Raw genomic sequence first — 25,390 nt, 5'->3', positions numbered from 1 at the left:
GAGCCCCACGAGATGTGCCGGTCCCCACTATGACGGATCACCCCGGCGACACGCCAAATCGGAGTCGCGTTTCACGTGAAACTTTCAATCCGACCGTCCTTCGGAAGCGTCCGGAGGAGTTCCAGCGCGTAGTCGACCGACTCGACGTGGTCCAGCGCCGGCACGTCCTCCAGTGGGAACCACGCCGCCTGGTCCGTGCTCCCGCCCACTTCGAACGTCAACTCGCCACCGACGACGTGCGCCTCGTACATGATCCGGATGCGGTGGTAGTCCACCTCGACGCCGTCGCGCACCATCGGCCCGTAGACGTTCTGGATGCCGAGCAGCCGGTCGACCTCCGCTCGGTAGCCGGTCTCCTCGAACACCTCGCGGACCACCGCGTCGTACGGGTCTTCACCGTGGTCGAGCCCACCGCCGGGCAGGATCCACATCGGCCGGTCCGGACTCAGCCATCGGGAGAGCAGCAACCGGCCGTCTTCGATGATCACGGCGTAGGCGGCGACACGGAGGTTCCGGATGATCCCAGTCATGCCGCGACCGTTTCACGTGAAACACGACGAGGGGAAGGGATTGGGATGTACGCGATCAGACCGGGCGTGCTGAGCACGATGGGGCATCCGGACAGCCTGGAGCACATCGCCGAGTTGAGAGCGGTCGGCATCGATACGATCGTGTGCGCGCTGACCGAAACCGAACTCGCCGAGCTCGACCTGACCGACGCACCCGAGGCCGCGCGCGATGCCGGCATCACGTTCCACTGGTTGCCGATCCCGGACTTCGGCGTCCCGACCACCACCCCGCAGCTGGACGACGCACTGGCCGCGATGCGGGCGGGCCGACACGTCCTGGTGCACTGCTGGGGCGGCATCGGCCGCTCGTCGCTCCTCGCCGGCGCGCTCCTGGTGCTGGACGGCGCGTCACCGGAAGCGGCGTGGCAGGCGATCGCCGAGGCACACGGCCGGGACGTCCCGGAAACCGACGAGCAACGGGCCTGGCTGACCACCCGGCCACCGCCCTTGACCGGTAGCGCGCCCTGCTGAAGCCGGACGGCCGCCTGATCCTGATCGAGGGCCGGTGGTCGACCGGCGCCGGCCTCACCGCCGCCGAGTGCGTGGCCCTGCTCGGGGCGGGAGCGGGGGAGCGGGAGGCCCACCGGCTCACCGACCCCAACCTGTGGGGCCGCCACATCACCGACGAGCGCTACTTGATCACGACCCGCTGAGCTTGCTCCACCGGCCTACCCGACCCAACCCGGCCCGACCCTGCCCTGCCCCACCCAACCCAGCCCGCCCTTCCTGCCCCACCCCCGCCGATCCCACCCCACCAGCGAGGGCTGACCGGCGCGATTCGACCGGCGCGCTGTGACCCGGCCGACCAAACAGAACGGCCCCGGTCCCGCCAGGGGACCGGGGCCGTTCCAGCCGACCGCTCAGGGCTTCGGCAGCACCACCACGCGGCGCTGCGGCTCCTCGCCCTCGCTCTCGCTGTGCACGCCCGCCACGGCGGCGACGGCGTCGTGCACGACCTTCCGCTCGAACGGCGTCATCGGGTGCAGCCGCACCTTCTCGCCCGTCGCCACCACCTTCTCGGCCGTCGTCCGGCCGAGGTCGGCGAGCTCGGCACGCCGTCCGGCGCGCCACCCGGCGATGTCCAGCATGAGGCGGCTGCGCACACCCGTCTCCTGCTGCACGGCGAGCCGGGTCAGCTCCTGCAACGACTCCAGGACCGTGCCGCGGGGACCGACCAGCTTCTCCAGGTCGTCACCGCCGTCGATGCTCACGATCGCCCGACCCGCCTCGACGTCGAGGTCGATGTCGCCGTCGTAGTCGAGCAGGTCCAACAGTCGCTCGAGGTAGTCCCCGGCGATGTCGCCCTCCTGGACGAGCAGGTCCTCCGAACTCCCCGACCGCGCCGGCGGAACCTCGTCGGCTTCCGGTGCGTCCACGTCGGCCGCCTGCAACGTCTCCGACACGATGTCTCCTCTCCAGGGTCAACGACGCTTCTTGTTGCCCTGCTTCTTGCTTGGGGATCGGTCTGGGCTCAGACCGGGAACCTCGGTGGACGGCTTCGCGGTCCCGGTGGACTCGCTCCCGTCCGGTGCCGCCTCGGCGTCGGCGGCGGGCTTGGTGCCCGCGGGCTTGCGCGGCGGCTGGGGCTTCTGGCCGGGCTTCGGCTTGGTCACCGGCTTGACACCCGGCTTCGGCGCGAGCGCCGTGCGCTGCGCGGTCGCCTCCACCTTCTTCGCCTCTTCCTCGCGGTCGATGCGGTGGTACACGATGTACTGCTGACCCAGCGTCCACGCGTTGTTGCTCAACCAGTAGAGCAGGATCGCGATGGGGAAGAACAGACCACCGACGAGCACGCCCAGCGGGAAGATGTAGAGCGTCAGCTTGTTCATGATCGCCGTCTGCGGGTTGTCCGCCGCGGCCTGCGTCTGCCGGGCCACCGAGTGGCGTGCCGTGAAATGCGTCGCGATCGAGGCGACGATCATCAACGGGATGGCCACGTACAGCACCGCGTTGCGACCCGTGCCGAACGCCGCCAGCTCTTCGCCCGGCATGGTGATGAACGTCGACAGGTTCGCGCCGAACAGCTTCGCGTTGACGAACGACTCGACGCCCTGGGCGTCGAAGAAGTAGACCTCGCCCCAGCCCGGCCGGAACGAGCGCAGCACGTGGAACAGGCCGATGAACACCGGGATCTGCACCAGCATCGGCAGGCAGCCGCCCAGCGGGTTGACGCCGTGCTCCGACTGGAGCTTCTGCATCTCCTGCGCCTGGCGCTGCTTGTCGTTCGCGTACTTCTTCTTGATCTTCTGCAGCTCGGGCGCGAACTCCTGCATCTTGCGCATCGAGCGGACCTGGCCCACGAACGGCTTGAACAGGATCGCGCGCAGGGTGAAGACGAGGAACACCACGGCCAGGGCCCACGCGAACCCGCTCGACTCACCGAAGATGTGGCCGAACACCCAGTGCCAACACCACAGGATGAAGGACACCGGGTAGTAGATGAAGTTGAGCACTAGCTACTCCTCGGCAGGAAGGTCGGGGACCGCGTTTCGCCTCGGCGGAACCGGGTCCAGGCCACCAGGGTGCCAGGGTCCGCAGCGGCCCAGCCGGCGCAGGGTCAGCCAGGAACCGCGCAGCGCACCGTGGACGGTCAACGCCTCCACCGCGTACGCACTGCAACTCGGGTGGAAACGGCAGGTCGGGGGCAGGGCCGGCGAGATGAACTTCCGGTAGAAGCGCACCGGCAGCAGCAGGACCCGAACGACGGGGTTCACCTGGACGGTCGTCATCGCAGCACCTTGTGCAGCGCCGCGTCGAGGTCACGGCCGAGCTCGGCGCTGTCCGCATCGGCTGACGGTGCCAACGCGCGCACGACCAGCGAAGTTCCGGGCGGCAACGCGTCGAGGCGATCCCGCACCAGGTGCCGGAGCCTGCGGCTGACCCGGTGGCGGACCACGGAGTTGCCCACGGCCTTGCTCACGACGAAGCCCACCTTGGACGGGTCCAAGGTGGGCTGCGCCGAGGTGCGTTGCTCCGCCGAGGCGCCATGGGATGCCGCCGACGTCAGGACGTGCACCACCAGCCGGGACCGGCCGGCCCGGCGGCCTCGGCGGACCACCAGGCTGAAGTCCTGGCTGCGGGTCAGCCGGTTGGCCGCGGGTAGCACGGCGCTGCGGCGATCAGGCGGACAGCTGCTTGCGGCCCTTGCCACGGCGCGCGGCCAGGATGGCGCGACCGGCGCGGGTGCGCATGCGCAGCCGGAACCCGTGCGTCTTGGCACGGCGGCGGTTGTTGGGCTGGAAGGTGCGCTTACCCTTGCTCACGGTCGGACTCCCGGTGCTTAACTGCCAAGCAGGTCTGTGGTTGTCCCCAGCGAACAAGCCTTAGGCGCGCGAAAAGCACCCCACGCAAGCGGGAGACGGTTACGAGGGTACGCAGCCCCGGGTGCGCGGTCCAAATCGGGGTCGCACCCGGGCACGGCGGACGGCGTTCGGCGCACCGAAACCGCTTGCGCGGCCGTACGTCTTGTGGCAAGGCCCGCACCTTGTTAGCGTGCTGCCTTCGCGGGTGGATGCGCGTCGACGCCGGCCGGTCCCACGAGGGACGACAGCCGCCGCCACGCCGGCCGCAGGTGCTCGGGAGCAACGGGGGGATCCGCTGCGCTCCGGGCCGCGTTCGTGCACAGTTGTGGATAACTCTGTGGATGCCTCTATTCTCCGTGTCCACGTCGTGGAAGTTCCCCCGGGGACTGACCGCGGAGTCGTCAGCGAGGGGAGGGGAGCGCGGAGGTGTCCGACCACCAGGCCGATCTGGGTCTCGTGTGGGAGCAGGTCGTGCAGGAGCTCGCTGCCAGCACGTTGTCTCCCCAGCAGCGCGCCTGGATGCGCGTGACCCGACCCATCGGGCTGCTCGACGGGACCGCGCTGCTCGCCGCGCCGAGCGACTTCGCCAAGGAAGCCATCGAGCGCGCGCTGCGCGAGCCCATCACCGCCGCGCTGTCCCGCCGACTGGGTCGTGCCGTCTCGCTGGCCGTGAAGGTCGACTCGCCCGACCCCGGCCCGACGACCATCCCCATCCCGGTGCCCGGTCCGCCGCCGGGACCCCTGCCCGGCCCGCCCCCCGGCGCGGTCCCGATCAACGGCCTGGCCGTCGAGGTGGAGACCGAGGGTGACGCGGAGGGCGAAGGCGAGGAGGTCGACGAGGAGGGCGAGGCGCTCGCCGCCGTCACCGAGATCTGGCCCACGTTCAGCGGCGGTCATGCCGCGCCGAGCGGCACGCCGTACACCCGACCGGCCAACCCCGCGTCCTCGCAGACCAGGCTGAACGAGAAGTACAACTTCGACACCTTCGTCATCGGCGCGTCCAACCGCTTCGCGCACGCCGCCGCGGTGGCCGTCGCCGAAGCGCCCGCCCGTGCGTACAACCCGCTGTTCATCTGGGGTGAGTCCGGGCTCGGCAAGACGCACCTGCTGCACGCCGTGGGGCACTACGCCCAGCGGCTGTTCCCCGGCATGCGCGTGCGGTACGTGTCGACCGAGGAGTTCACCAACGACTTCATCAACTCCCTGCGTGACGACCGGAAGGTCGCGTTCCAGCGCCGGTACCGGGACATCGACGTGCTGCTCGTCGACGACATCCAGTTCCTGGAGGGCAAGGAAGGCACGCAGGAGGAGTTCTTCCACACGTTCAACACCCTGCACAACGCGAACAAGCAGATCGTGGTGTCCTCCGACCGGCCGCCCAAGCGGCTGGAGACGCTGGAGGACCGGCTGCGGACGCGGTTCGAGTGGGGCCTGATCACCGACATCCAGCCGCCCGAGCTGGAGACCCGGATCGCCATCCTGCGCAAGAAGGCCGCCCAGGACCGGCTCGCCGCGCCCGCCGAGGTGCTGGAGTTCATCGCGGCGCGGATCGAGCGGAACATCCGCGAGCTGGAGGGCGCCCTGATCCGGGTGACGGCGTTCGCGTCGCTCAACCGGCAGCCGGTCGACGTCCAGCTGGCGGAGATAGTGCTGCGCGACCTCATCCCGGACTCGCACGCGCCGGAGATCACCGCGCCGACGATCATGGCCGTGACGGCGGAGTTCTTCAGCGTGTCGATCGACGACCTGTGCGGCCCCGGCAAGACCAAGGTGCTGGCGCAGGCGAGGCAGATCTCGATGTACCTGTGCCGGGAGCTGACGGACCTGTCGCTGCCGAAGATCGGCCAGACGTTCGGCGGCCGCGACCACACGACGGTCATGCACGCGGACAAGAAGATCCGCAAGGAGATGGCCGAACGCCGCCGCGTGTACGAGCAGGTGCAGGAGCTGACGTCGCGCATCAAGCAGCGCGCCCGCCACACCCCCTGACCCGCAAACGCTTGCGCCTAAGGGCGCTACACACCATCGGGTGTCGGCCCCGGCGCATGAGGCGCAACCTCACACCAACACCGGTCCCGCGCACACCTGACAACTGACATCTGCGCACATTCCATACCTGTCACCGGCACAGATCGCGGCCCTGGCGGGCACGCACTCAACCCCAGCCGCGCTCAGCCCGGCCGAGGCCCAACCTGGTCCGCCCGCCGCCAAGCCCGCCGCCCGCCGCCCGAGCCCCGAGCCCCGAGCCCCGAGCCCCGAGCCCCGAGCCCCGAGCCCCGAGCCAACGCTGCCCGGCCGGCCAACCCTCACTCAAGACCCAGACCCAGATCCGAGCCAGCCCGGCCGAACCAGACCAGGCCCGCCCCACCCAACCCGGCCCTGTGATCCGGCTGGGCTTCGAGTCGGTCGATCGAGTCCGGCGGTCAACCGGCCCGCTCCGTCCGGGTCGGCGCCGGGCCTGCCTGCCTGCCTGACCGACCCGACCGGAATGGCCCGGGCCGGGCCGGCGCGGCTCGATCTGGCGCGGCCGGCTCGGTCGGGCAGGTCCGGTCGGCGCGGATCGGGGCGGTCGGATCCGGCCGGTCGCCCGGTCGGCCAGTCATCGGCCGGTTCGGACTCGCCGTCCCGCGCACCCGGGTGCCGCCATCGCACCCGGGTGCGGCCCGCACCGCACCCGGGTGTCGTCCGGATTCGCCGTCGGCACCCGGGTGCGCGCCCGCCACCGACCACCGGGAGACGCCTCGCAGGAGTGAATCCCCGGGCGTCCGGGCCTGGACCAGTGGGACACCGGCAAGAGTGACCCACGCCCCACCGGGGGCCGTTCGGAGGGCCTTCCCGGTGCGGTTCAAGGGCTTCGCCGCACGTTCCGCTGCTGGTGAACGGCGGGCTACGAGTTGTCCACAGCCCCGGAGAAGTCGCCCACGTGGGACAGCGACCTCGAACCGTCACCCTGTGCAGCACCCGGGTACAACTCGGCCCACACCCGGGGATTAACCCGGGGACAACTCGCCCTGCCTGTGGACCGAACGGACGAGCCCGGTAGTTCTCCCCGGGGGCGGCGAGTTGTCCCCGGGTGACACCCCGTGTTTGTCCACACCGCCAAGCGGGCGACACGCTGCGAGAACCGCAGTTGTCCACACAATCCACAGCCCTTACTGCTGTTGCTGTTGTCTTCCCTTGAAGAGAAGAACAAAAGAAAAACAGGCGGTGGTCGGGCCCGGGGACGAGCGCTCGGTCGCGCCTCGCCCCGGGTGTCGGCCCCGAGGTGACGAAGTCGGCCCCGACGCTCTACGGTGGGGAGCCTCCGCGCCGAGGGTCGGAAGATCCGGCGAGGGCCGCGGCTCCCCAACCCCCACCGCAACGCATGCTGTTGTTGGTCATGCCGACTTGAGGAAGGACGCCTCATGAAGATCCGCGTCGAGCGCGACGGCCTGGCCGACGCCGTCGCCTGGGTCGCCCGCAGCCTGCCGTCCAGGCCGCCCGTCGCGGTGCTCGGCGGAATCCTGCTCGACGCCGGGGCGGAGGACGGCTCCGGCGAGGCGCTGACCGTCTCCGGGTTCGACTACGAGGTGTCCGCCCAGTGCGGCGTCCCGGCCACGATCGCCGACGGCGGCAAGGCGCTCGTCAGCGGACGGCTGCTGGCCGACATCACCAAGGCGCTGCCGAACCACCCGGTCGAGATCGCGGTCGACGGCTCCCGGATGACGATCTCCTGCGGCAGCGCGCGGTTCAGCCTGCCGACCATGCCGGTCGAGGACTACCCGCAGCTGCCGTCCATGCCGCAGCTCGCCGGCGAGCTCCCGGGCGAGCTCTTCGCCGAGGCCGTGACCCAGGTCGCCGTCGCGGCGGGCAAGGACGACACGCTCCCGATGCTGACCGGCGTCCGGCTGGAGATCGGCGAGGGCAAGGTGACCCTGGTGGCCACCGACCGCTTCCGGCTCGCCATGCGCGAGTTCCCGTGGGAGCCCAACGAGTCCCTCGGCGAGGTCGCCGTGCTCGTGCCGGCCAAGACCCTCAACGACTCGGCGAAGACGCTCGGCGCGTCCGGCGCGAAGGTCGAGCTGTCCCTCGCCGCGAACGACGGCCTGCTCGGCCTGTCCGGCACGGGCCGCCGCACGACCACCCGCCTGCTCGACGCCGACTTCCCCAAGTACCGCCAGCTGCTGCCCACCGAGCACTCGGCCGCCGCGATCATCGAGGTCGACGCGCTGGTGCAGGCGATCAAGCGCGTGTCGCTGGTCGCCGAACGCGGCACGCAGGTCCGGCTGGAGTTCGTGGACAGCGGCCTGCGCCTGTCCGCGGGCGGCGACGACGAGGGCAGCGCCGAGGAGGAGCTGCCGGTCGAGTACACCGGCGACCCGGTGACCATCGCGTTCAACCCGACGTACCTGCTGGAGGGCCTGCAGGCCGTCCGCACGCCGCGGGCGCACTTGTCCTTCACCACACCCAGTCGGCCCGCATTGCTCAAGCCGGTGGACGAGGATGGGAACGTGGCGCCGGGCTACCTCTACCTGCTGATGCCCGTGCGCCTGCCCGGCTGATCCACCACGCCATCCACAGACGCTAGGGAAGAGGGAACGACCGTGCAGCTCGGACTCGTCGGCCTCGGCAAGATGGGCTTCAACATGCGCGAGCGGATCCGCCGCGCGGGGCACGAGGTGGTCGGCTACGACCGCAACCCCGAAGTCTCCGACTCCGACTCGCTCGCCGACATGGTCGGCAAGCTCGCCGCACCCCGCCTGGTGTGGGTGATGGTGCCCGCCGGTGACATCACCCGGCAGACGATCGCCGACCTCGGCGAGCTGCTGGAGCCCGGCGACCTGGTCATCGACGGCGGCAACTCGCGCTTCACCGACGACGAGGTCAACGCCAAGGCGTTGGGCGACAAGGGCATCGGGTACATGGACGCCGGTGTGTCCGGTGGCGTGTGGGGCCTGGAGAACGGCTACGGGCTCATGGTCGGCGGCGACGCCGAGCACGTCGAGCGCGCCATGCCGATCTTCGACGCGCTGCGCCCGGAGGGTCCGCGCGAGGAGGGCTTCGCGCACGCGGGCTCCATCGGCGCGGGCCACTTCGCCAAGATGGTGCACAACGGCATCGAGTACGGCCTGATGCAGGCCTATGCCGAGGGCTTCGAGCTGCTCGAGGCGTCGAAGCTGGTGCAGGACGTGCCCGGCACGATCAAGGCCTGGCAGCGCGGCACGGTGGTCCGCTCCTGGCTGCTGGACCTGCTGGTCCGCGCGCTGGAGTCGGACCCGGAGCTGGACGACCTGCGCGGCCACGTCGAGGACTCCGGCGAGGGCCGGTGGACCGTCGAGGAGGCGATCAAGCACGCGGTGCCCGCGCCGGTGATCTCCGCCGCGCTGTTCGCCCGGTTCGCGTCCCGGCAGGACGACTCGCCCGCGATGCGCGCGGTCGCCGCGCTGCGCAACCAGTTCGGCGGGCACGCCGTGCAGGCCGCGGGCCCTTCGTCCGGTTCCGGCACGACCCAGAGCTGACCCGTTGTACGTCCGGCACCTGCAAGTCACCGACTTCAGGTCGTGGGAGCACGCGGACCTGGCGTTCGAGCCGGGCGTGAGCGTGCTGGTCGGGCGCAACGGCCAGGGCAAGACGAACCTGGTCGAGGCGCTGGGGTACGTGGCCACCCTCGGTTCGCACCGGGTGGCCACGGACGCGCCGCTGATCCGGCACGGCGCGCAGCGCGCGGTGGTCCGGGCGGCGGTGGTCAACGAGGGGCGCGAGCTGCTGGTCGAACTGGAGATCACGGCGGGCAAGGCGAACCGGGCGCGGATCAACCGCGGCCCGGTGCCGCGCCCGCGTGACGTGCTGGGCATCCTGCGCACCGTGCTGTTCGCGCCGGAGGACCTGGCGCTGGTGCGCGGCGATCCCGGTGAGCGCCGCCGGTTCCTCGACGAGTTGCTGACGACGCGCGCTCCCCGGTACGCGGGAGTGCGCAGCGACTACGAGCGCGTGCTCAAGCAGCGTGGCGCGTTGCTGAAGAGCGTGCGTGCGACGCGCAACGCCGACATCAGCACGCTGGACGTGTGGGACGGGCACCTGGCCCGGCACGGCGCCGAGCTGCTGGCCGCGCGGCTGGACCTGGTCGCCGACATCGCGCCGCACGTGGCCGCGGCGTACGCGGAGGTGGCACCGGAGTCGCGGCCCGCGCGGATCGCGTACCGGTCGAGCCTGGGCGAGGCGTTCCCCGGTCCGATTGCCGGCTCCGCCGGCGGTGGCTCTCACGACCGGGACGTGCTGGAGGACGCGTTGCTCGCCGAGCTGCACCGCGTGCGCCCGCAGGAGGTCGAGCGGGGAGTCTGCCTGGTCGGGCCGCACCGCGACGACCTCGACCTGGCGCTCGGCGACCTGCCCGCGAAGGGGTACGCCAGTCACGGAGAGTCGTGGTCCTTCGCGTTGGCCCTGCGGCTCGGCGGGTACGAGTTGCTGCGTGTCGAAGGCGCCGAACCGGTGCTCGTGCTGGACGATGTGTTCGCCGAACTGGACCGCGGCAGGCGTCGCCAGTTGGCGAAGGTGGCCGCCGGCGCGGAGCAGGTGCTGATCACGGCGGCGGTCGCGGAGGACGTGCCCGAGGAGCTGGACGGGTTGCGGTTCGACGTTCGCCACGGGGAGGTGCACCGTGTCTGAGGAACTGCCCCAAACGGGTGTGAGCGGACACACATCTGGGGACAACCCTGTGGATGGTGTGGATAACTCACCGCTCGAACCGGACATATCCACAGCCGGCGTCACTCCGGAGGGTGGTTTGCGGGGTGCGGACCTCGCCCGCGCCGCCCTGGAGGCCGCCCGTGCGTCGGCCAAGGAACGCGGTGTGCGCGGTGCGCGCAAAGGCGGGGCGGCCGCCGCCGGTCGCCGTCGGCGTCGCCGCTGGTCGGGTCCGGGGCCGGACGACCGCGACCCGCAGCCGCTGGGCAGGCTCGCGTCCCGGCTCGCCGCCGACCGCGGTTGGGCGGAGCGGTTGGCCGGTGGCCAGGTGTTCGCCCGGTGGCCGAAACTGGTCGGCGAGGACGTGGCCGAGCACGCGCAGCCGGTAGCGTTGAGTGACGGCGAACTGACCGTCCAGGCCGACTCGACGGCGTGGGCGACGCAGCTGCGGCTGCTGCAGCGCGACCTGCTCAAGCGGATCGCGGCGGGCGTCGGTCAGGGCGTCGTGCAGAAGTTGAAGGTGCAGGGTCCGGCGGCGCCGAGCTGGCGCTACGGCCCCAGGCACGTTCCCGGTCGCGGACCACGTGACACCTACGGGTGACGTGCGTCAGGGCCGCAGCGGCGATCCTGTGGCGCGGTGAGCGCTCACCAGTCGATTTTGACCCCGTGAACAGCGGCCGGCACCCATCTGCGTTCACTTGGGGCCGCCTGTGAGCAAACCAGGGGTGTCCTAAGTGCGTTTCTGTCGGTCTCCCCCGGTAGAATCGAGGGGTAGCGCAACCCAGCGTCGCCCGGCGACGGTCCCAGTCGCGTGAAGTCCGAGGAGACACCAGGCCCGTGGCAGCCAAGAAGAATGAGTACAGCGCGTCCTCGATCACCGTCCTGGAGGGCCTGGAAGCGGTCCGCAAGCGGCCAGGCATGTACATCGGTTCCACTGGCGAGCGGGGTCTGCACCACCTGATCCAGGAGGTCGTGGACAACTCGGTCGACGAGGCCATGGCGGGCCACGCGACAGTGGTGGACGTGACGCTGCTGGCCAACGGCGGCGTGCGGGTCATCGACGACGGCCGCGGCATCCCGGTCGACATGCACCCGGTGGAGAAGCGGCCCACGCTCGAAGTGGTGCTCACCAAGCTGCACGCGGGCGGCAAGTTCGACAGCGACTCCTACGCGGTGTCCGGCGGTCTGCACGGCGTCGGCATCTCCGTGGTGAACGCGCTGTCCACCGCGGTGGACGTCGAGGTCAAGCGCCAGGGTTTCACGTGGAACCAGCGGTTCGAGAACACCAAGCCCGCGCACGACCTCACCAAGGGCGAGCCGACCGACGAGACCGGCACGGCGATCACCTTCTGGGCCGACCCGCAGATCTTCGAGACCACCGAGTACAACATCGAGACCATTTCCCGCCGCCTGCAGGAGATGGCGTTCCTCAACAAGGGCCTCACGATCATCCTGCGCGACGAGCGCGTGCAGGACGCGGACGCGGAGGCCGACGCCTCGGGCCACGTCGCGGCCGTGCGCGAGCGCACGTTCCACTACCCCGGCGGCCTGGAGGACTTCGTCCGCCACATCAACCACACCCGCGAGGCCGTGCACCAGAAGGTCGTCTCGTTCGAGGCCAAGGGCGAGGACCTCGAGGTCGAGGTGGCGATGCAGTGGAACACCGGCTACACGCCGTCGGTGTACACGTTCGCCAACACCATCAACACGCACGAGGGCGGCACGCACGAGGAAGGCTTCCGCGCCGCGCTGACCCGCGTGGTCAACGAGTACGCGCGCGACAAGAAGCTGCTCAAGGAGAAGGACTCCAACCTCACCGGCGACGACATCCGCGAGGGCCTGGCCGCGATCGTCTCGGTCAAGCTCAAGGAGCCCCAGTTCGAGGGCCAGACGAAGACCAAGCTGGGCAACAGCGAGGCCAAGTCGTTCGTGCAGAAGTCCACCAACGAGCACCTGGCCGACTGGTTCGAGCGTCACCCGAACGAGGCGAAGACGATCGTCACCAAGGCGGTGTCGTCGGCGCAGGCCCGCATCGCCGCCCGCAAGGCCCGCGAGCTGGTCCGCCGCAAGGGTGCCCTCGACATCGGCGGCCTGCCCGGCAAGCTCAAGGACTGCCGCTCCACCAACCCGGAGGAGTGCGAGATCTACGTCGTGGAGGGCGACTCCGCGGGCGGCTCGGCCAAGGAAGGCCGCGACTCCATGTTCCAGGCGATCCTGCCGATCCGCGGCAAGATCATCAACGTGGAGAAGGCGCGCATCGACCGCGTGCTGAAGAACAACGAGGTCCAGGCCCTCATCACGGCGTTCGGCACGGGCATCCACGAGGACTTCGACATCGCGAAGCTGCGCTACCACAAGATCGTGCTGATGGCCGACGCCGACGTGGACGGCCAGCACATCCGCACCCTGCTGCTCACCCTGCTGTTCCGCTTCATGCGGCCGCTGATCGAGCACGGCCACGTGTACCTCGCGAACCCGCCGCTGTACAAGATCAAGTGGCAGCGCGCCGAACCGGAGTACGCCTACTCCGACCGCGAGCGGGACGGCATCATCCAGGCCGGCCTGGCCGCGGGCAAGAAGATCGGCAAGGACGACAACATCCAGCGCTACAAGGGCCTCGGCGAGATGAACTCCGCCGAGCTGTGGGAGACGACGATGGACCCGGCCAACCGGGTCCTGACCCAGGTGACCATGGACGACGCCGCGACGGCCGACGAGCTGTTCAGCGTGCTGATGGGCGAGGACGTGGAAGCCCGCCGCGCGTTCATCACCCGCAACGCCAAGGGCGTGCGGTTCCTCGACGTCTGATCCCGTCCCCGGCCCTGTTCTAAGGAAGTAGAACCTTGAGCGAGACGACGCTGCCCCCGGCCGGTGGAGACCGCACCGAGCCGCGCGACATCCAGCAGGAGATGCAGAACTCGTACATCGACTACGCCATGAGCGTGATCGTGGGACGAGCGCTGCCCGACGTGCGCGACGGCCTGAAGCCCGTCCACGTCCGCGTGCTGTACTCGATGTTCGACTCGGGCTTCCGCCCCGAGCGCAGCTACAACAAGTGCGCCCGCGTGGTCGGCGACGTGATGGGCAACTACCACCCGCACGGCGACTCGGCCATCTACGACGCACTGGTCCGCCTCGCCCAGCCGTGGGCCATGCGCTACCCGCTGATCGACGGCCAGGGCAACTTCGGCTCCCAGGGCAACGATCCGGCAGCCGCGATGCGGTACTGCTCCGTTCCGGAAACCCGGATTCGCCTGGCAGACGGCTCGACGCCGCGCATCGGCGACATCGTGCCGGACGCCAAGCCGAACAGCGACAACCCGATCGACCTCAAGGTGCTCGACCGCAACGGCAACCCGGTGCGTGCCGACATGCTGTTCCACTCCGGCGAGCACCCCACGCTGAAGCTGCGCACCAGGAACGGCTACGAGCTGACCGGCACCCACAACCACCCGGTGCTGTGCCTGGTGAACGTGCTCGGCGTGCCGACCCTGCTGTGGAAGCTGCTGGAGGAGATCCAGCCGGGCGACCGCGTGGTCCTGCAGCGCACGCCGCAGGAGAACGGTGACCTGCCCGAGATCGGGCAGTACTCGGCGGCGATCCTCGCGGGCGCGTTCGTCAGCGAGGGCTTCGTCTCGGAGAACCGAGCCGGGTTCAACAACATCGACGCCGAGTACTTCCAGCGCGTGGTCGAGGCGTACGACGACGCGGTCGGCGGTCCCCGCTACGTCTCCTCCCGCACCATCAAGTCCGGGTCCGTGCTGCACGAGCTGGACGTGCAGGACCTGACGCAGCTCCGCGAGACCATGCTCGGCACGATGGTGGGGCAGCGCAGTGCCGCCAAGCGCGTGCCCGACTTCGTCTGGGCCTCGGGCGAGGTGGTCAAGCGGGCGTTCCTGTCGTCGCTGTTCACCGGTGACGGCTCGGCCTCGGCGTTGCCGCGCAACTCCGTGCAGGTCTCGTACTCCACGCGCAGCGAGCAACTGGCCCGCGAGGTGCAGCAGTTGCTGCTGGAGTTCGGCGTGGTCAGCACCCTGGTGAACTACGAGGACGGCGAGATCAAGGTCGTCAGCACCAACCGGCGTGACGCCCGCCTGTTCGCCCGCAACGTCGGCTTCCTGGGCACGAAGCAGGACAAGCTGAACGCGATCCTGGACGCCGTCCCGCTCGAGAGCCGGGCGATGAGCAGCGACCACGTGCCCTTCGTCGGCGACTACATCCGGGCGCACGGCGCGACCCGCTGGACCGAGCGCGACTGGCTGCGCAGGCACAACGTCGACCGCGTCGAGCGGTGGGAGCGCGACTACGACGAGATCGCCGCGCGGATCACCAACCGCGAGGTGCTGGACGTGGTCGAGCCGCTGGTCGACGGGCGGTTCTACTACGCGTCGGTCGAGTCGGTCACCGACGCGGGCGTGCGGCCGGTGTTCAGCCTGCGGGTCGACACCGAGGACCACGCGTTCATCACCGACGGCTTCGTCAGCCACAACACGGAGTGCCGGCTCACGCCGTTGGCCATGCAGATGCTGGCCGACATCGAGGAAGACACGGTCGACTTCCGCGACAACTACGACGGCCGCATCCAGGAGCCGACGGTGCTGCCGTCGCGGGTGCCGAACCTGCTCATCAACGGCAGCTCGGGCATCGCGGTCGGCATGGCGACGAACATCCCGCCGCACAACCTGCGCGAGGTCGCGGACGGCGTGGTGTGGGCGCTGGACAACCCGGACGCGCCCGACGAAGAGACCCTCGAAGCGATGATCCAGCGCATCAAGGGCCCCGACTTCCCGACGTACGGGCAGATCCTGGGCACCTCGGGCATCGAGGACGCGTACCGCACCGGTCGCGGCTCGGTGAAGATGCGCGCGGTCGTGGAGATCGACGAGGACGCCAAGGGGCGGGTGATCCTGGTCGTCACCGAGCTTCCCTACCAGGTGAACCCGGACAACCTGGTGGAGAACATCGCCGCGCTGGTCCGCGACCAGAAGCTCACCGGCATCGCGAACATCGCCGACGAGTCCAACCGCCGCTCGGGCATGCGCATCGTGATCACGCTCAAGCGCGACGCGGTGGCCAAGGTCGTGCTGAACAACCTCTACAAGCACACCCAGCTGCAGTACTCGTTCGGCGTGAACATGCTGTCTCTGGTCGACGGCGTGCCGCGCACGTTGCGCCTGGACCAGATGATCCGGCACTACGTGAAGCACCAGATCGAGGTCATCGTCCGGCGCACGCGCTTCCGGCTGCGCAAGGCCGAGGAACGCGCCCACGTGCTGCGCGGCCTGGTCAAGGCGCTCGACCAGCTCGACGCGGTGATCGCGCTGATCCGCCGGTCGGACACGCCCGAGGTGGCGCGCACCGGCCTGATGGAGCTGCTCGACGTCGACGAGATCCAGGCCAACGCGATCCTGGAGATGCAGCTGCGCCGCCTGGCGGCCCTGGAGCGGCAGAAGATCGTCGACCAGTTGGCCGAGATCGAGCTGGAGATCGCCGACTACAAGGACATCCTCGACAAGCCGGAGCGGCAGCGCGCGATCGTGCGCGAGGAGCTGCTGGCGATCGTGGACAAGCACGGTGACGACCGGCGCACCCGGATCGTGCCGTTCGACGGCGACGTGTCGATGGAAGACCTGATCGCGGTCGAGGACGTCGTCGTCACGATCACCCGGACGGGTTACGCGAAGCGCACGAAGACCGACCTGTACCGCTCGCAGAAGCGCGGCGGCAAGGGCGTGCAGGGCGCCCAGCTCAAGCAGGACGACATCGTGCAGCACTTCTTCGTCTGCTCCACGCACGACTGGATCCTGTTCTTCACGAACAAGGGCCGGGTGTACCGGGCGAAGGCCTACGAGCTGCCCGAGGCCAACCGCAACGCGCGCGGCCAGCACGTGGCGAACCTCCTGGCGTTCCAGCCGGAGGAGGAGATCGCCCAGGTCATCCAGATCAAGAACTACGACGTCGCGCCGTACCTGGTGCTGGCCACCAAGAAGGGCCTGGTCAAGAAGTCGAAGCTGTCGGACTTCGACTCGAACCGGGCGGGCGGCCTGATCGGCATCAACCTGCGTGACGACGACGAGCTGGTCGGCGCGGTGCTGTGCTCGGCGACCGACGACCTGCTGCTGGTGTCGGCCGACGGCCAGTCCATCCGGTTCCACGCGAGCGACGAGGCGCTGCGGCCGATGGGCCGGGCCACGTCCGGTGTGCTGGGCATGCGGTTCAACACCGGTGACGAGCTGTTGTCGATGGGCGTCGTCCAAGAGGGTCTGTTTGTTTTGGTGGCCACCGACGGTGGGTACGCCAAGCGCACGCCGATCGAGGACTACCCCGTCCAGGGTCGCGGTGGCAAGGGTGTGCTCACCATCCAGCACGACCGCAGGCGTGGGAGGCTGGTCGGCGCGCTCATCGTCGACGTCGACGACGAGCTGTACGCGATCACCTCTTCGGGCGGGGTCATCAGGACCAGCGCCAAGGAGGTGCGCAAGGCAGGGCGGCAGACGAAGGGTGTCCGGTTGATGAACCTCGGCGAAGGGACCACGCTGATCGCGGTGGCGCGCAACGCCGATGAGCCGGCAGACGTCACCACTGGTGACGGCGGTCCGATCGTCGACTCCGCCGACGTGGGTCCGTCCGCCGACGACAGCCCGATCGTCGGCACCGCCGACGGTGACCAGGCCGAGCCTGCCAACTAGCGCGAACGAGAGGTTGAGGGACTGCTCGTGACTCCACCCGAGAAGCCAGAGGACAAGACCGCGGTGATCACCCGGCCCGGTGCCGGGTCGACACCGGCGGCCGGTGCCGCGCCCACCGGCGCCGAGAAGCCGGCGGTCGACGCCTCGGGGGCGTCCGAGCAGCCCGAGACGCCGGCGGCCGGTGCGACGTCGGCCACCGCGGCGTCGAGCGGTGCCGCGCCGACCGACGCCAAGACCGAGAAGGTCGACCGGTCGGCCTTGGAGAACGACCAGGCCGCGGCGCCCCCGCCGTGGCAGCGGGTGACGAGCGACACGCAGTACGCCGAGGCGCAGCAGGTCGGTCCCGCCGACCTGGTGGCCGCGCAGGAGCACCCGGCCGAGTCGTCGCAGCCCGCGTACCCGGCCAGCGACCCGGACACGGTGGCGGTGGCCAGGCCCGTGGTGACGGGCTCGGCCGCGCCGGGTTCGGCGCGCACGCAGGTGAACCTGGGTGGCCCGAACGGTCGTCCGGCCGCCGCGGCGCCGTCGGCCCGCCGTCCGGGGCGTGGTCCGCGGCGGGCGAGCCTGCAGGTGAAGCGGGTCGACCCCTGGTCGGTGCTCAAGCTGGCCCTGGTGCTGAGCGTGGCGCTGTTCTTCGTGTGGCTCGTGGCGGTCGGCGTGCTGTACGGCGTGCTGAACGGCATGGGCGTCTGGGACAAGATCAACAACACCGCGAGCGACCTGCTCCAGGGCAACGAGCCCAACGGCGACCCGCTGATCAGCGCCGGTCGCGTGTTCGGCGTGGCGGCGATCGTGGGCGCGGTGAACATCGTGCTGTTCACCGCCCTGGCGACCGTCGGATCGTTCGTCTACAACGTCTCCGCTGATCTTGCCGGGGGTCTGGAAGTGACCTTGTCCGAGCGGGAGTGATCTACGACCACCCGATTTGGGGCCACGACGGACGGTGCTGTAGTCTTGCCGTCGTTGCCCCAAGGGCCTATAGCTCAGACGGTTAGAGCGCTTCGCTGATAACGAAGAGGTCGGAGGTTCGAGTCCTCCTAGGCCCACCGGAAGTTCACAGGTGTTGCAGAGGGGAATCGCCGTGAAGAAGATCATCGCACTTGTCGCAGTCGCCGGTGCGGTTCTGTTCTTCGTCAAGCGCAGCCGCTCGGCCAAGGTCGACGCGGACCTGTGGCGCGAGGCCACTGCTCCCACCGACTGACCCGCGAGGGCGGTTCGTCTGCCGCCCCGTACGGGGACGTAGCTCAATTGGCAGAGCACCGCCTTTGCAAGGCGGGGGTTAGGGGTTCGATTCCCCTCGTCTCCATCCGCTTCAGGGCGAGGTGTGCCGACGGATAGCGTCGGCCACCTCGCTCCTTGTGTTTATGTGGGGGTGCAACCCCCACGCCCCGCCCGGCGGGCTTCGCCCCCGGACCCCCACGCGGTGGCTTCACCCCCCAAGCCTCCCGATTCGGTGGCTTCGCCCTCGGGCCCCGATTCGGTGGCGTTGCCCCCGGACCCTCATCGAAGCCGCCGGCCGCGCGTGATGTCCGGTTAGTCCGGATGGGGCGGGAGGGGCGCGAAAGTTTCGGGTTTGGTGTTTACTGGGGGTGGCTGCTGGCTCATCCCATGAGTGGGTTGTCCCGTGGTTGCTTTCGCGGTTAGGCGATGAGTGAGGGCCCGCACCCAATGCCGCTGGGTGCGGGCCCTCGTCTTGCCCACTGCTATGCGTTGACGAGCACCTGTTCCTGCTTGCGTGCGGCGAGCACCTTGTCCACGGCCCAAGCGCCCGGGCCGGTGAACGCCAACAGCAGGAACACCCACGCGTACACCGCGGCCAGCTCGCCCTTGTTCTGGATGGGCAGGAGCCCGGCGTGCTGGTGGACGACGAAGTACGCGTAGGCCATCGCACCGGATGAGATCAGCGCGGCGATCCGGGTGCCGAGGCCGATGACGATCATCGCGCCACCGACGAACTCGATCAGACCGGCCGGGCCGGACGGCCAGTCGGTGATCGACACGGCACCCTTGGAGCCCAGCACGCCGAACAGCTTCTGCGCGCCGTGGCACATGAACAACACGCCGACGACGACCCGGAACACAGCGATGGCGTGGTCTCGACCGCGGTCAAAGATGTTCATCTTGACTCTGTCCTCACATTGCAGGGGCGGCCGGCAGGGTAAGGACACCGTAATGTGGATTACGTTGTGTGCCTAGGTGGTCACCATGTCGTTTGGCTGTCCGTCATCTGATTGACTGGCGGCCCTATGAACCGTGTGCTGCTCACCGCCCTGCCCTCCCTGCTGGTCATCGGTGCGCTGGCGTCCTGTGCCACCGCCGAACCCACCTCGGCGCCCGACGCCGCGACCACCACCAGCGCAGTGGCGAAGACGACGACCACGCCCGCCGGGCCGCCACCCCCGCCGGAGCCCTCGGCCGACGGCCAGTGCCCCTACCTCGCCTCTTCGATCGTGCAGGAGGCGAACGGCCAGTTGGTGAGGAAGGTGCGGCTTTCCGCAGACCAGCCCAACCCGGCCTGTTTCTTCTACGCCAACGGCACGGACGTGCAGCTGTCCGTGTGGGTGTTCCAGGGCGAGCCGGCGACCGCGAAGGCGGTGGTGGACCGGGCCGCGCCGGTCGCCGACTCCAGTCCCGCGTCGGCGCCCGCCGGGTGGAACGGCGGCTCGCTCACCACGGACGCGGGCGCGGTCTACGCCGTGGCCAAGGACGGCAACGCGGTGGTCGTGACCAGCAACCAGAAGCAGACGATCAAGGCCCGCCGGGTCGCCGAGACCGTGGTCGGCAACCTGGGGCTGTGAGCGCGCACGACTTCGCGCCCGTCCCGTGGCGGGGCGGGCGCGAAGCGCTCCTGCCGGTCAGCTGCGGCTGTGCTGGTCGGAGACCTGGCCGTTGCGGGCCGCGTGCGGGCGCACGGACTCGGGGGTGGCGCCGGTGGTGGTGTCGGACGTGATCTCGACGTCCTCTTCCTCCAGGCGCACCTCCTGCGGCCGCTTGGTCAGCGCGAGGTAGCCGGCCACCGCGGCGGCGGCGAACACGCCCAGCACCCACGGCCAGCGACGGCGTTTCGGGTGCCTGGCCGCGGCCATCTCCTTGCGCGCCTGATCAGCGGCCTTGCGCACGTCCTTCGCGCGCACCTTGGCCTCCTTGCGCGCCCGCTCGGCGGCCTTGACCATGTCCTTGCGGACGACCTTGGCCTTCTTCGCGAGCTGCTTGCGACCGCGCCGGGTGGACTTCTCGTAGGCCTCGGCCTTCTCCACCAGCGCACCCGCCTTGTCGGCGACGACACCGCGGACGTAGTCCTTGGTCACACCGCGCTCGGCGAGCTTGCCCTCGGCGCGCTGCGCGAGCTGAACAGCCGCGTCCGCGCCCACGTGACCAGCGCGGACAGCGCCGCGGCGAACAGTCCGCACCGCCTTGCCGACCGACTCCCCGGCCCGGGTCATGGCGTCTACCTCATCCATATCGCGCTCCAGAAGCTGTCGGTCAGTCACGTTCCAGGCAATACCCATCGTGCCCCTTCCCCAACCACCTCGCCCGGTGATGGCACGATGGGTGCGTGGCAGACAGCAACGAATCGTTCGTCGGGACCAAGGTGACGGCGACCCTGCACACCTCGCAGGGCGACATCCGCATCAACCTCTTCCCCGACCACGCCCCCAAGACGGTGGCCAACTTCGTCGGCCTGGCCGAAGGCACGAAGAACTACACCGAGCCGAACGCGAAGGGCGAGTCGTCCGGTCCGTTCTACGACGGCGCGATCTTCCACCGGGTGATCTCCGGTTTCATGCTCCAGGGCGGTGACCCCACGGGTACCGGCCGCGGTGGCCCGGGCTACAAGTTCGCCGACGAGTTCCACCCGGAGCTGCAGTTCAACAAGCCCTACCTGCTGGCGATGGCGAACGCCGGGCCCAACAGCAACGGCTCGCAGTTCTTCATCACGGTCGCCCCGACCACGTGGCTGAACTTCAAGCACACCATCTTCGGCGAGGTCGCGGACCAGGAGTCGCGCAACGTGGTGGACGCGATCGGCGCCACGCCGACCGCCTCCGGTGACCGCCCGGTCACCGACGTGGTGATCCAGAAGGTCTCGGTGGAGCGCGGCTGAGTGGCCGACTCGCCGATCTCCCCGCCGCCCGGTGAGCCGGTCGGGGCGCGGCCAGACCTGCCGGTCTGCGTGCGCCACCCCGATCGGGCCACCGGGCTGCGGTGCGTCCGCTGCGACCGGCCGTCGTGCCCGGAGTGCCTGCGCGAGGCGGCCGTCGGCTACCAGTGCGTCGACTGCGTGAACCAGGGCCGGGCCACGGTGCGCCGGCCGCGCACGTTCGTCGGCGCCGAGTTCTCGCAGCGCATGGTGGTCACGCCGGTGCTGATCGTGGTGAACGTGCTGCTGTTCGCGATCACCGCGGCCCTCGCGGGCAGCGTGGCGGAGAACCAGCGGTCGGCGCTGTTCCTCGACCTCGTCATGTACCCGCCTGCGGTCGCCTGGGACGGCGAGTGGTGGCGGCTGGTGACGTCGGGGTTCCTGCACTTCGGGCCCCTGCACCTGGCGTTGAACATGATCGCCCTGTACGTGCTGGGCCGTGACCTCGAACCGGTGTTCGGCAAGCTGCGGTTCTCCGCGGTGTACGGGGTGTCGCTGCTCGGCGGCGGTGTCGCGGTGTACCTGTTCGGCGGCTTCGACACGATCGTCGCCGGCGCGTCCGGCGCGGTGTACGGGCTGATGGGCGCGATGCTGGTGGCCGTGCTGCGGCTCAAGCTCAACCCGGGTCCGGCGCTGGGCGTGATCGGGTTGAACGTCGTGCTCAGCTTCACCCTGCCGGGCATCTCGCTGCTCGGGCACATCGGTGGGCTGGTGATCGGCGCGCTGCTGACGGCCGGGCTGGTCTACGCGCCGGCCGCGAAGCGGAACAACTGGCAGGCCGTGGCCGTGGTCGGCGCGGTCGCGGTGCTGGTGGTGCTGGCGTTCGTGCGGACCGGGCAGCTGGTCTGACGGTGCGGCCGTCCTGGGGAGCCACGGATACCCGGGACCGCTGCGCCGATCTGTGTTCAGGGGCGCAGGGCGTGCAGCACGTCCGCCACGTCGCGCGGGTCCGTGCCCAGGTCGAGCGGGGTGAAGACGAACAGCTGCTCTTCCTCGCCGCGCCGCCAGTCGAGTTCCAGCGTGGCGGTTTCCCGGCCGAGCCTGCGGGTGCGGGCCAGGCGCACCTTCACCTCGTGCCACGGCAGCAGGCGGGCGCCGCTCAAGGTGCGCACGGTGAGCCCTGAGTCGTCCACCAGCAGCCTCGGGCGGACGAAGGTGCCGTAGGCGCCCAGCGCGAGCTGGATCAGCGTGGCGAGGCCGAGGAAGACCCGGCTGACCGGGTCCGAACTGAGGAACGTGACCAGCAGGAACACGGCGGCCAAGCCCCAGGCGAGGCCGACCAGGCCGGGCTGGGGCGACCAGGTGCGCGGTGGGTTCACGCCTTCGAGTCTGCCGTACTTGTGGACAACTGGGGCCTCCGACCGGCGCTTGTGCAATTTGGCGCAAAGTTGTCCACAGGAGTTGTCCCCATTGGGGATGACTTACACCTGTGTGCTTCGGTGACCGTCCGGTGAACCAGGTGAACTACCGGGTAACGCGGAACGGCCCGGACGTGGAGCACGTCCGGGCCGTCAGCCACTTGGCGTAGCGCGTGGTCAGCGCCATTTCATGGTCATCAGCAAGCCGACGATCATCAGGGCGAATCCGATGCCGAAGTTCCAGGACCCGAGGTCCATCATCACCGGGACCTTCTCGCCCGCGATGTAGTTGACCACCAGCCACGCCAGCCCCAACAGCATCATGCCGAGCATCACGGCGACGTAGACGGGGTGCGACGGCCCCGCTGCCTTGACCTTCACCGGGGTGCGGCGATCGGCAGGCGCCGTGTAAGCGGCCTTCTTGCGGACCTTGGACTTGGGCATGCTGTCCTCGCCTGACGGGTGGATAGGCCTCCAGTGGCGCGAGTTCACGTCCACTGCTGGATGAACACGTTAACGTAACCGAGCAGGTCCCTGAAGCACCGTGTAGTCCTGGAACGTTCGGCTTGGGAGGTTTTCCGGTGAGCTACGACCCGCCCCCGCCGCAAGGCGGCCCGCCGGGCCGACCGCCACGACCCAGGCCCCAGCCTCCCCACGTCAACGGCGAACCACCGCACCTCGGTCACCGCCCACCCACGCCACCAGGCGGTTTCACCAGGCCACCGACCCCGCCGGGCGGTTTCGACCGCCCTGTCGCGCCGTACCGGCCGCCCACGCCCCCCGGTGGCTTCGACCGCCCGCCGACGCCGCCGGGTGGCTTCGACCAGCCCGTCGGCCGTCCCGGCGACCCCGAGCGGCCCGCGACACCTCCCGGAGGTTTCAGCCGTCCGGGGGAGTCCCGCCCGGCCCACCCCGAGCCGCCCGCGACCGGCCGCCGTGCCCGCCGGGACGACCTGGCGCCGCCGGTCGAGCCGCCCACCGGCCGTCGTGCCCGGCGGGACGAGGTCGAGCCGGCCCCGCCTTCCGGGCGTCGCGCGCGCCGTGACGACGTTCCGGTCGAGCCTGTCTACGGCGAGTTGCCTCAGGAGGAGCCGCCCGCCGGGCGACGGGCGCGTCGCGATGACGTGCCGCCGGTCGAGCCGGTGTACGGCGAGCTGCCCCAGGTCGAGCCATCCGGGCGTCGTGCGCGTCGCGATGACGTTCCGGTCGAGCCCGTCTACGGCGAGCTGCCTCCAGCGGAACCACCGGCTGGACGCCGTGCCCGTCGGGACGAGGCGGGACCGCCTGCCGGGCGTCGTGCGCGTCGGGACGACGTGCCACCGCCCGTGCCGCCGCACGCCGAGGAGACCACATACGTCGAACCGGTCCGGGTCGAGCCACCGCCCACCGGCCGTCGCGCGGTGCGGGACGAACCCGGCCTGCCGGCGTCCTCAGAGGTGGCCGCCCGCCTCGGCGGAGCCGCGCCACCGACCGCCGCGCCGCGTCCCCGGCCCGCCCCGCCCGAAGCGGACGCCACCCGCTACACCAACGCGTTCTCCGGCAGCCTCCCGCCGCCGCCCGGTGCCCGTCCGCCCGCGCCGCCGCGCCGCCCTCGCCCCGTCGACCCGCCCACCGAGCTCATCGCACCCGTGGACGACTACGACGACGAGTACGAGGACTACGACGACGAGTACTACGAGGACGACTACTACGACGACGAGGACGACCAGCCCGGCCCGCCGCCGGACAGCACGGCCCGCAAGACCGTCCGCACGATCGGCGAGCTGCTGATCACGGCCGGCTTGGTGATCCTGCTGTTCGTGGTCTACGAGGTGTACGTCACCGACCTCATCTCGGCGGGCAAGCAGGACGACGCCACGCAGGCGCTGGACGAGCAGTGGAACGCGAACACGGTCGAGGTCGACCAGCAGCGCCAGGTCCAGTACGAGCTGCTGGACGGTCAGGCGTTCGCCAAGATGTACATCCCGGTGTTCGGCCCGGACTACAAGTTCTCCATCGTCGAGGGCACCACCGACAAGGACCTGGAGATCGGCCCCGGCCACTACAAGGGCACCGCGCTGCCGGGTGACCCGGGCAACTTCGCGGTGGCGGGCCACCGGGTCGGCAAGGGCGCGCCCTTCAACGACCTGGACCTGCTCGACTCGTGCGACGCGATCGTGGTCGAGACGCAGACCCACTGGTTCGTCTACCGGGTGCTCCCGAAGTCCGGCGAGGCGGCGAACTGGGCGCAGCGGCAGGGCGAGGCCAAGTGCGAGAAGGTCTCGCCGCTGGGCGCGCCGTACGACAAGGCGGTCGGCCAGTCGATCGTGCTGCCCACCCAGGGCGAGGTGATCAACCCCGTGCCGTACTTCGAGGGCGAGGTGCCCGCGGCGCAGCAGGCGGCGCTGATGACGCTGACCACCTGCCACCCGCGGTTCTCCGACAAGCAGCGGCTGATCGTGCACTCGGTGTTGACGATGAGCTACCCGAAGGCCCCCGGCTTCGTGCCCGAAGAGATGAAGGAGCAGTGATGTACGGGTGGATCTGGCGGCACCTCCCCGGCCCGCTGCCCGTGCGCGTCCTGGAGGCGCTGGTGCTCGTGGCCGGGGTGGTGGCGCTGCTGATGTTCGTCGTGTTCCCGTGGGCGGAGCCGAAGCTGCCGTTCAACAACGTGACGACGGCGCAGTAA

At 70.0% G+C, this 25,390-nt stretch carries 24 protein-coding genes, 2 tRNA genes and 1 pseudogene; 17 read left to right on the top strand and 10 right to left on the bottom strand.

What is annotated here, in order from left to right:
* Positions 1–71: 71 nt before the first annotated feature.
* Positions 72–530 (bottom strand): NUDIX hydrolase, encoded by a 459-nt coding sequence (locus A6A25_RS35620; RefSeq protein WP_073897795.1) that lies wholly within the window; start codon positions 528–530, stop codon positions 72–74.
* 45 nt (positions 531–575) lie between these two features.
* Here A6A25_RS35620 and A6A25_RS35615 point away from each other — a divergent pair, with 45 nt between their 5' ends.
* Positions 576–1,040 carry a protein-tyrosine phosphatase family protein gene (locus tag A6A25_RS35615; protein WP_073897793.1) on the top strand — a complete coding sequence of 155 codons (465 nt, stop codon included), beginning with the start codon at positions 576–578 and terminating at the stop codon, positions 1,038–1,040.
* A gap of 389 nt (positions 1,041–1,429) precedes the next feature.
* Here the strand turns inward: A6A25_RS35615 and A6A25_RS35610 are convergent, their stop codons facing one another.
* Genes A6A25_RS35610 through rpmH form a run of 5 tightly spaced genes read right to left on the bottom strand, consistent with a single transcriptional unit; the run spans position 1,430 to position 3,832 of the window.
* Positions 1,430–1,972: a Jag family protein gene (locus tag A6A25_RS35610; RefSeq protein WP_073897791.1), complete on the bottom strand. Its 543-nt coding sequence runs from the start codon at positions 1,970–1,972 to the stop codon at positions 1,430–1,432.
* An 18-nt stretch (positions 1,973–1,990) separates the two neighbouring features.
* Positions 1,991–3,022 (bottom strand): membrane protein insertase YidC, encoded by a 1,032-nt coding sequence (gene yidC / locus A6A25_RS35605; RefSeq protein WP_073897789.1) that lies wholly within the window; start codon positions 3,020–3,022, stop codon positions 1,991–1,993.
* A gap of 3 nt (positions 3,023–3,025) precedes the next feature.
* Positions 3,026–3,298: a membrane protein insertion efficiency factor YidD gene (gene yidD / locus A6A25_RS35600; protein WP_073897786.1), complete on the bottom strand. Its 273-nt coding sequence runs from the start codon at positions 3,296–3,298 to the stop codon at positions 3,026–3,028.
* Complete coding sequence (gene rnpA, locus A6A25_RS35595) at positions 3,295–3,675, bottom strand: ribonuclease P protein component (RefSeq protein ID WP_073897784.1); 381 nt, start codon at positions 3,673–3,675, stop codon at positions 3,295–3,297. The genes yidD and rnpA overlap by 4 nt, the downstream gene beginning before the upstream one ends.
* A gap of 13 nt (positions 3,676–3,688) precedes the next feature.
* A complete protein-coding gene (gene rpmH, locus A6A25_RS35590) occupies positions 3,689–3,832 on the bottom strand; it encodes a 50S ribosomal protein L34 (RefSeq protein WP_073897783.1) in 144 nt (47 codons plus the stop codon).
* Positions 3,833–4,297: 465 nt separating this feature from the next.
* Here rpmH and dnaA point away from each other — a divergent pair, with 465 nt between their 5' ends.
* The 11 genes and pseudogenes from dnaA (at position 4,298) to A6A25_RS35540 (ending at position 18,529) form a co-directional block, all read left to right on the top strand.
* Positions 4,298–5,860, top strand: a complete 1,563-nt coding sequence (gene dnaA / locus A6A25_RS35585) for a chromosomal replication initiator protein DnaA (RefSeq protein ID WP_073897781.1) — start codon at positions 4,298–4,300, stop codon at positions 5,858–5,860.
* 1,415 nt (positions 5,861–7,275) lie between these two features.
* A complete protein-coding gene (gene dnaN / locus A6A25_RS35580; RefSeq protein WP_073897779.1) occupies positions 7,276–8,412 on the top strand; it encodes a DNA polymerase III subunit beta in 1,137 nt (378 codons plus the stop codon).
* A 42-nt stretch (positions 8,413–8,454) separates the two neighbouring features.
* A complete protein-coding gene (gene gnd, locus A6A25_RS35575) occupies positions 8,455–9,369 on the top strand; it encodes a phosphogluconate dehydrogenase (NAD(+)-dependent, decarboxylating) (protein WP_073897778.1) in 915 nt (304 codons plus the stop codon).
* Positions 9,370–9,373: 4 nt separating this feature from the next.
* Entirely contained in the window at positions 9,374–10,516 is a 1,143-nt protein-coding gene (gene recF, locus A6A25_RS35570; protein WP_073897776.1) for a DNA replication/repair protein RecF, read from the top strand.
* 118 nt (positions 10,517–10,634) lie between these two features.
* Entirely contained in the window at positions 10,635–11,135 is a 501-nt protein-coding gene (locus A6A25_RS35565) for a DciA family protein (RefSeq protein WP_073897774.1), read from the top strand.
* A 236-nt stretch (positions 11,136–11,371) separates the two neighbouring features.
* Positions 11,372–13,342 (top strand): DNA topoisomerase (ATP-hydrolyzing) subunit B, encoded by a 1,971-nt coding sequence (gene gyrB / locus A6A25_RS35560; protein ID WP_073897772.1) that lies wholly within the window; start codon positions 11,372–11,374, stop codon positions 13,340–13,342.
* Positions 13,343–13,377: 35 nt separating this feature from the next.
* A complete protein-coding gene (gyrA, locus tag A6A25_RS35555; RefSeq protein WP_083668925.1) occupies positions 13,378–17,223 on the top strand; it encodes an intein-containing DNA gyrase subunit A in 3,846 nt (1,281 codons plus the stop codon).
* 27 nt (positions 17,224–17,250) lie between these two features.
* Positions 17,251–18,132 carry a DUF3566 domain-containing protein gene (locus A6A25_RS35550; RefSeq protein ID WP_083668924.1) on the top strand — a complete coding sequence of 294 codons (882 nt, stop codon included), beginning with the start codon at positions 17,251–17,253 and terminating at the stop codon, positions 18,130–18,132.
* 63 nt (positions 18,133–18,195) lie between these two features.
* Positions 18,196–18,269, top strand: a tRNA-Ile gene (locus A6A25_RS35545).
* A 35-nt stretch (positions 18,270–18,304) separates the two neighbouring features.
* Positions 18,305–18,421 (top strand): annotated as a pseudogene (locus tag A6A25_RS46035) (DLW-39 family protein); the annotation flags it as partial.
* Between the two features lie 35 nt (positions 18,422–18,456).
* Positions 18,457–18,529: transfer RNA gene (locus A6A25_RS35540), tRNA-Ala, on the top strand.
* A 397-nt stretch (positions 18,530–18,926) separates the two neighbouring features.
* On the opposite strand, the gene A6A25_RS35535 is transcribed toward A6A25_RS35540, so the two are convergent.
* On the bottom strand, positions 18,927–19,343 hold the full coding sequence (locus A6A25_RS35535; protein WP_073897770.1) for a DoxX family protein: 417 nt from the start codon (positions 19,341–19,343) through the stop codon (positions 18,927–18,929).
* A 126-nt stretch (positions 19,344–19,469) separates the two neighbouring features.
* On the opposite strand from A6A25_RS35535, the gene A6A25_RS35530 reads away from it, so the two are divergent.
* A complete protein-coding gene (locus A6A25_RS35530) occupies positions 19,470–20,021 on the top strand; it encodes a DUF2020 domain-containing protein (protein ID WP_073897768.1) in 552 nt (183 codons plus the stop codon).
* A gap of 57 nt (positions 20,022–20,078) precedes the next feature.
* On the opposite strand, the gene A6A25_RS35525 is transcribed toward A6A25_RS35530, so the two are convergent.
* Entirely contained in the window at positions 20,079–20,684 is a 606-nt protein-coding gene (locus tag A6A25_RS35525; RefSeq protein ID WP_143193610.1) for a hypothetical protein, read from the bottom strand.
* A gap of 95 nt (positions 20,685–20,779) precedes the next feature.
* Between A6A25_RS35525 and A6A25_RS35520 the strand changes: the two genes are divergently transcribed.
* Together A6A25_RS35520 and A6A25_RS35515 are read left to right on the top strand one after the other, a co-directional pair.
* The gene (locus A6A25_RS35520) at positions 20,780–21,328 is read left to right on the top strand and encodes a peptidylprolyl isomerase (RefSeq protein ID WP_073897764.1); all 549 of its coding nucleotides are present in this window, start codon (positions 20,780–20,782) and stop codon (positions 21,326–21,328) included.
* Positions 21,329–22,213 carry a rhomboid family intramembrane serine protease gene (locus tag A6A25_RS35515; RefSeq protein ID WP_073897762.1) on the top strand — a complete coding sequence of 295 codons (885 nt, stop codon included), beginning with the start codon at positions 21,329–21,331 and terminating at the stop codon, positions 22,211–22,213. It begins immediately after the preceding gene.
* Between the two features lie 56 nt (positions 22,214–22,269).
* Here the strand turns inward: A6A25_RS35515 and A6A25_RS35510 are convergent, their stop codons facing one another.
* Both A6A25_RS35510 and crgA read right to left on the bottom strand, forming a co-directional pair.
* Positions 22,270–22,683, bottom strand: coding sequence for a PH domain-containing protein (locus tag A6A25_RS35510; RefSeq protein WP_073897760.1), 414 nt, complete (start codon positions 22,681–22,683; stop codon positions 22,270–22,272).
* Between the two features lie 216 nt (positions 22,684–22,899).
* A complete protein-coding gene (crgA, locus tag A6A25_RS35505) occupies positions 22,900–23,166 on the bottom strand; it encodes a cell division protein CrgA (RefSeq protein ID WP_033436273.1) in 267 nt (88 codons plus the stop codon).
* Positions 23,167–23,303: 137 nt separating this feature from the next.
* Between crgA and A6A25_RS47000 the strand changes: the two genes are divergently transcribed.
* Together A6A25_RS47000 and A6A25_RS45045 are read left to right on the top strand one after the other, a co-directional pair.
* Complete coding sequence (locus A6A25_RS47000) at positions 23,304–25,232, top strand: class E sortase (RefSeq protein ID WP_380733260.1); 1,929 nt, start codon at positions 23,304–23,306, stop codon at positions 25,230–25,232.
* Positions 25,232–25,390, top strand: coding sequence for a hypothetical protein (locus tag A6A25_RS45045; protein ID WP_015097467.1), 159 nt, complete (start codon positions 25,232–25,234; stop codon positions 25,388–25,390). Before A6A25_RS47000 ends, A6A25_RS45045 begins: the two co-directional genes overlap by 1 nt.

The organism is Saccharothrix sp. CB00851 (assembly GCF_001905065.1).
Lineage (GTDB): Bacteria > Actinomycetota > Actinomycetes > Mycobacteriales > Pseudonocardiaceae > Actinosynnema.
The sequence above is the reverse complement of the archived record's forward strand: the minus strand, read 5'-3'. Positions and strand labels throughout refer to the sequence as shown.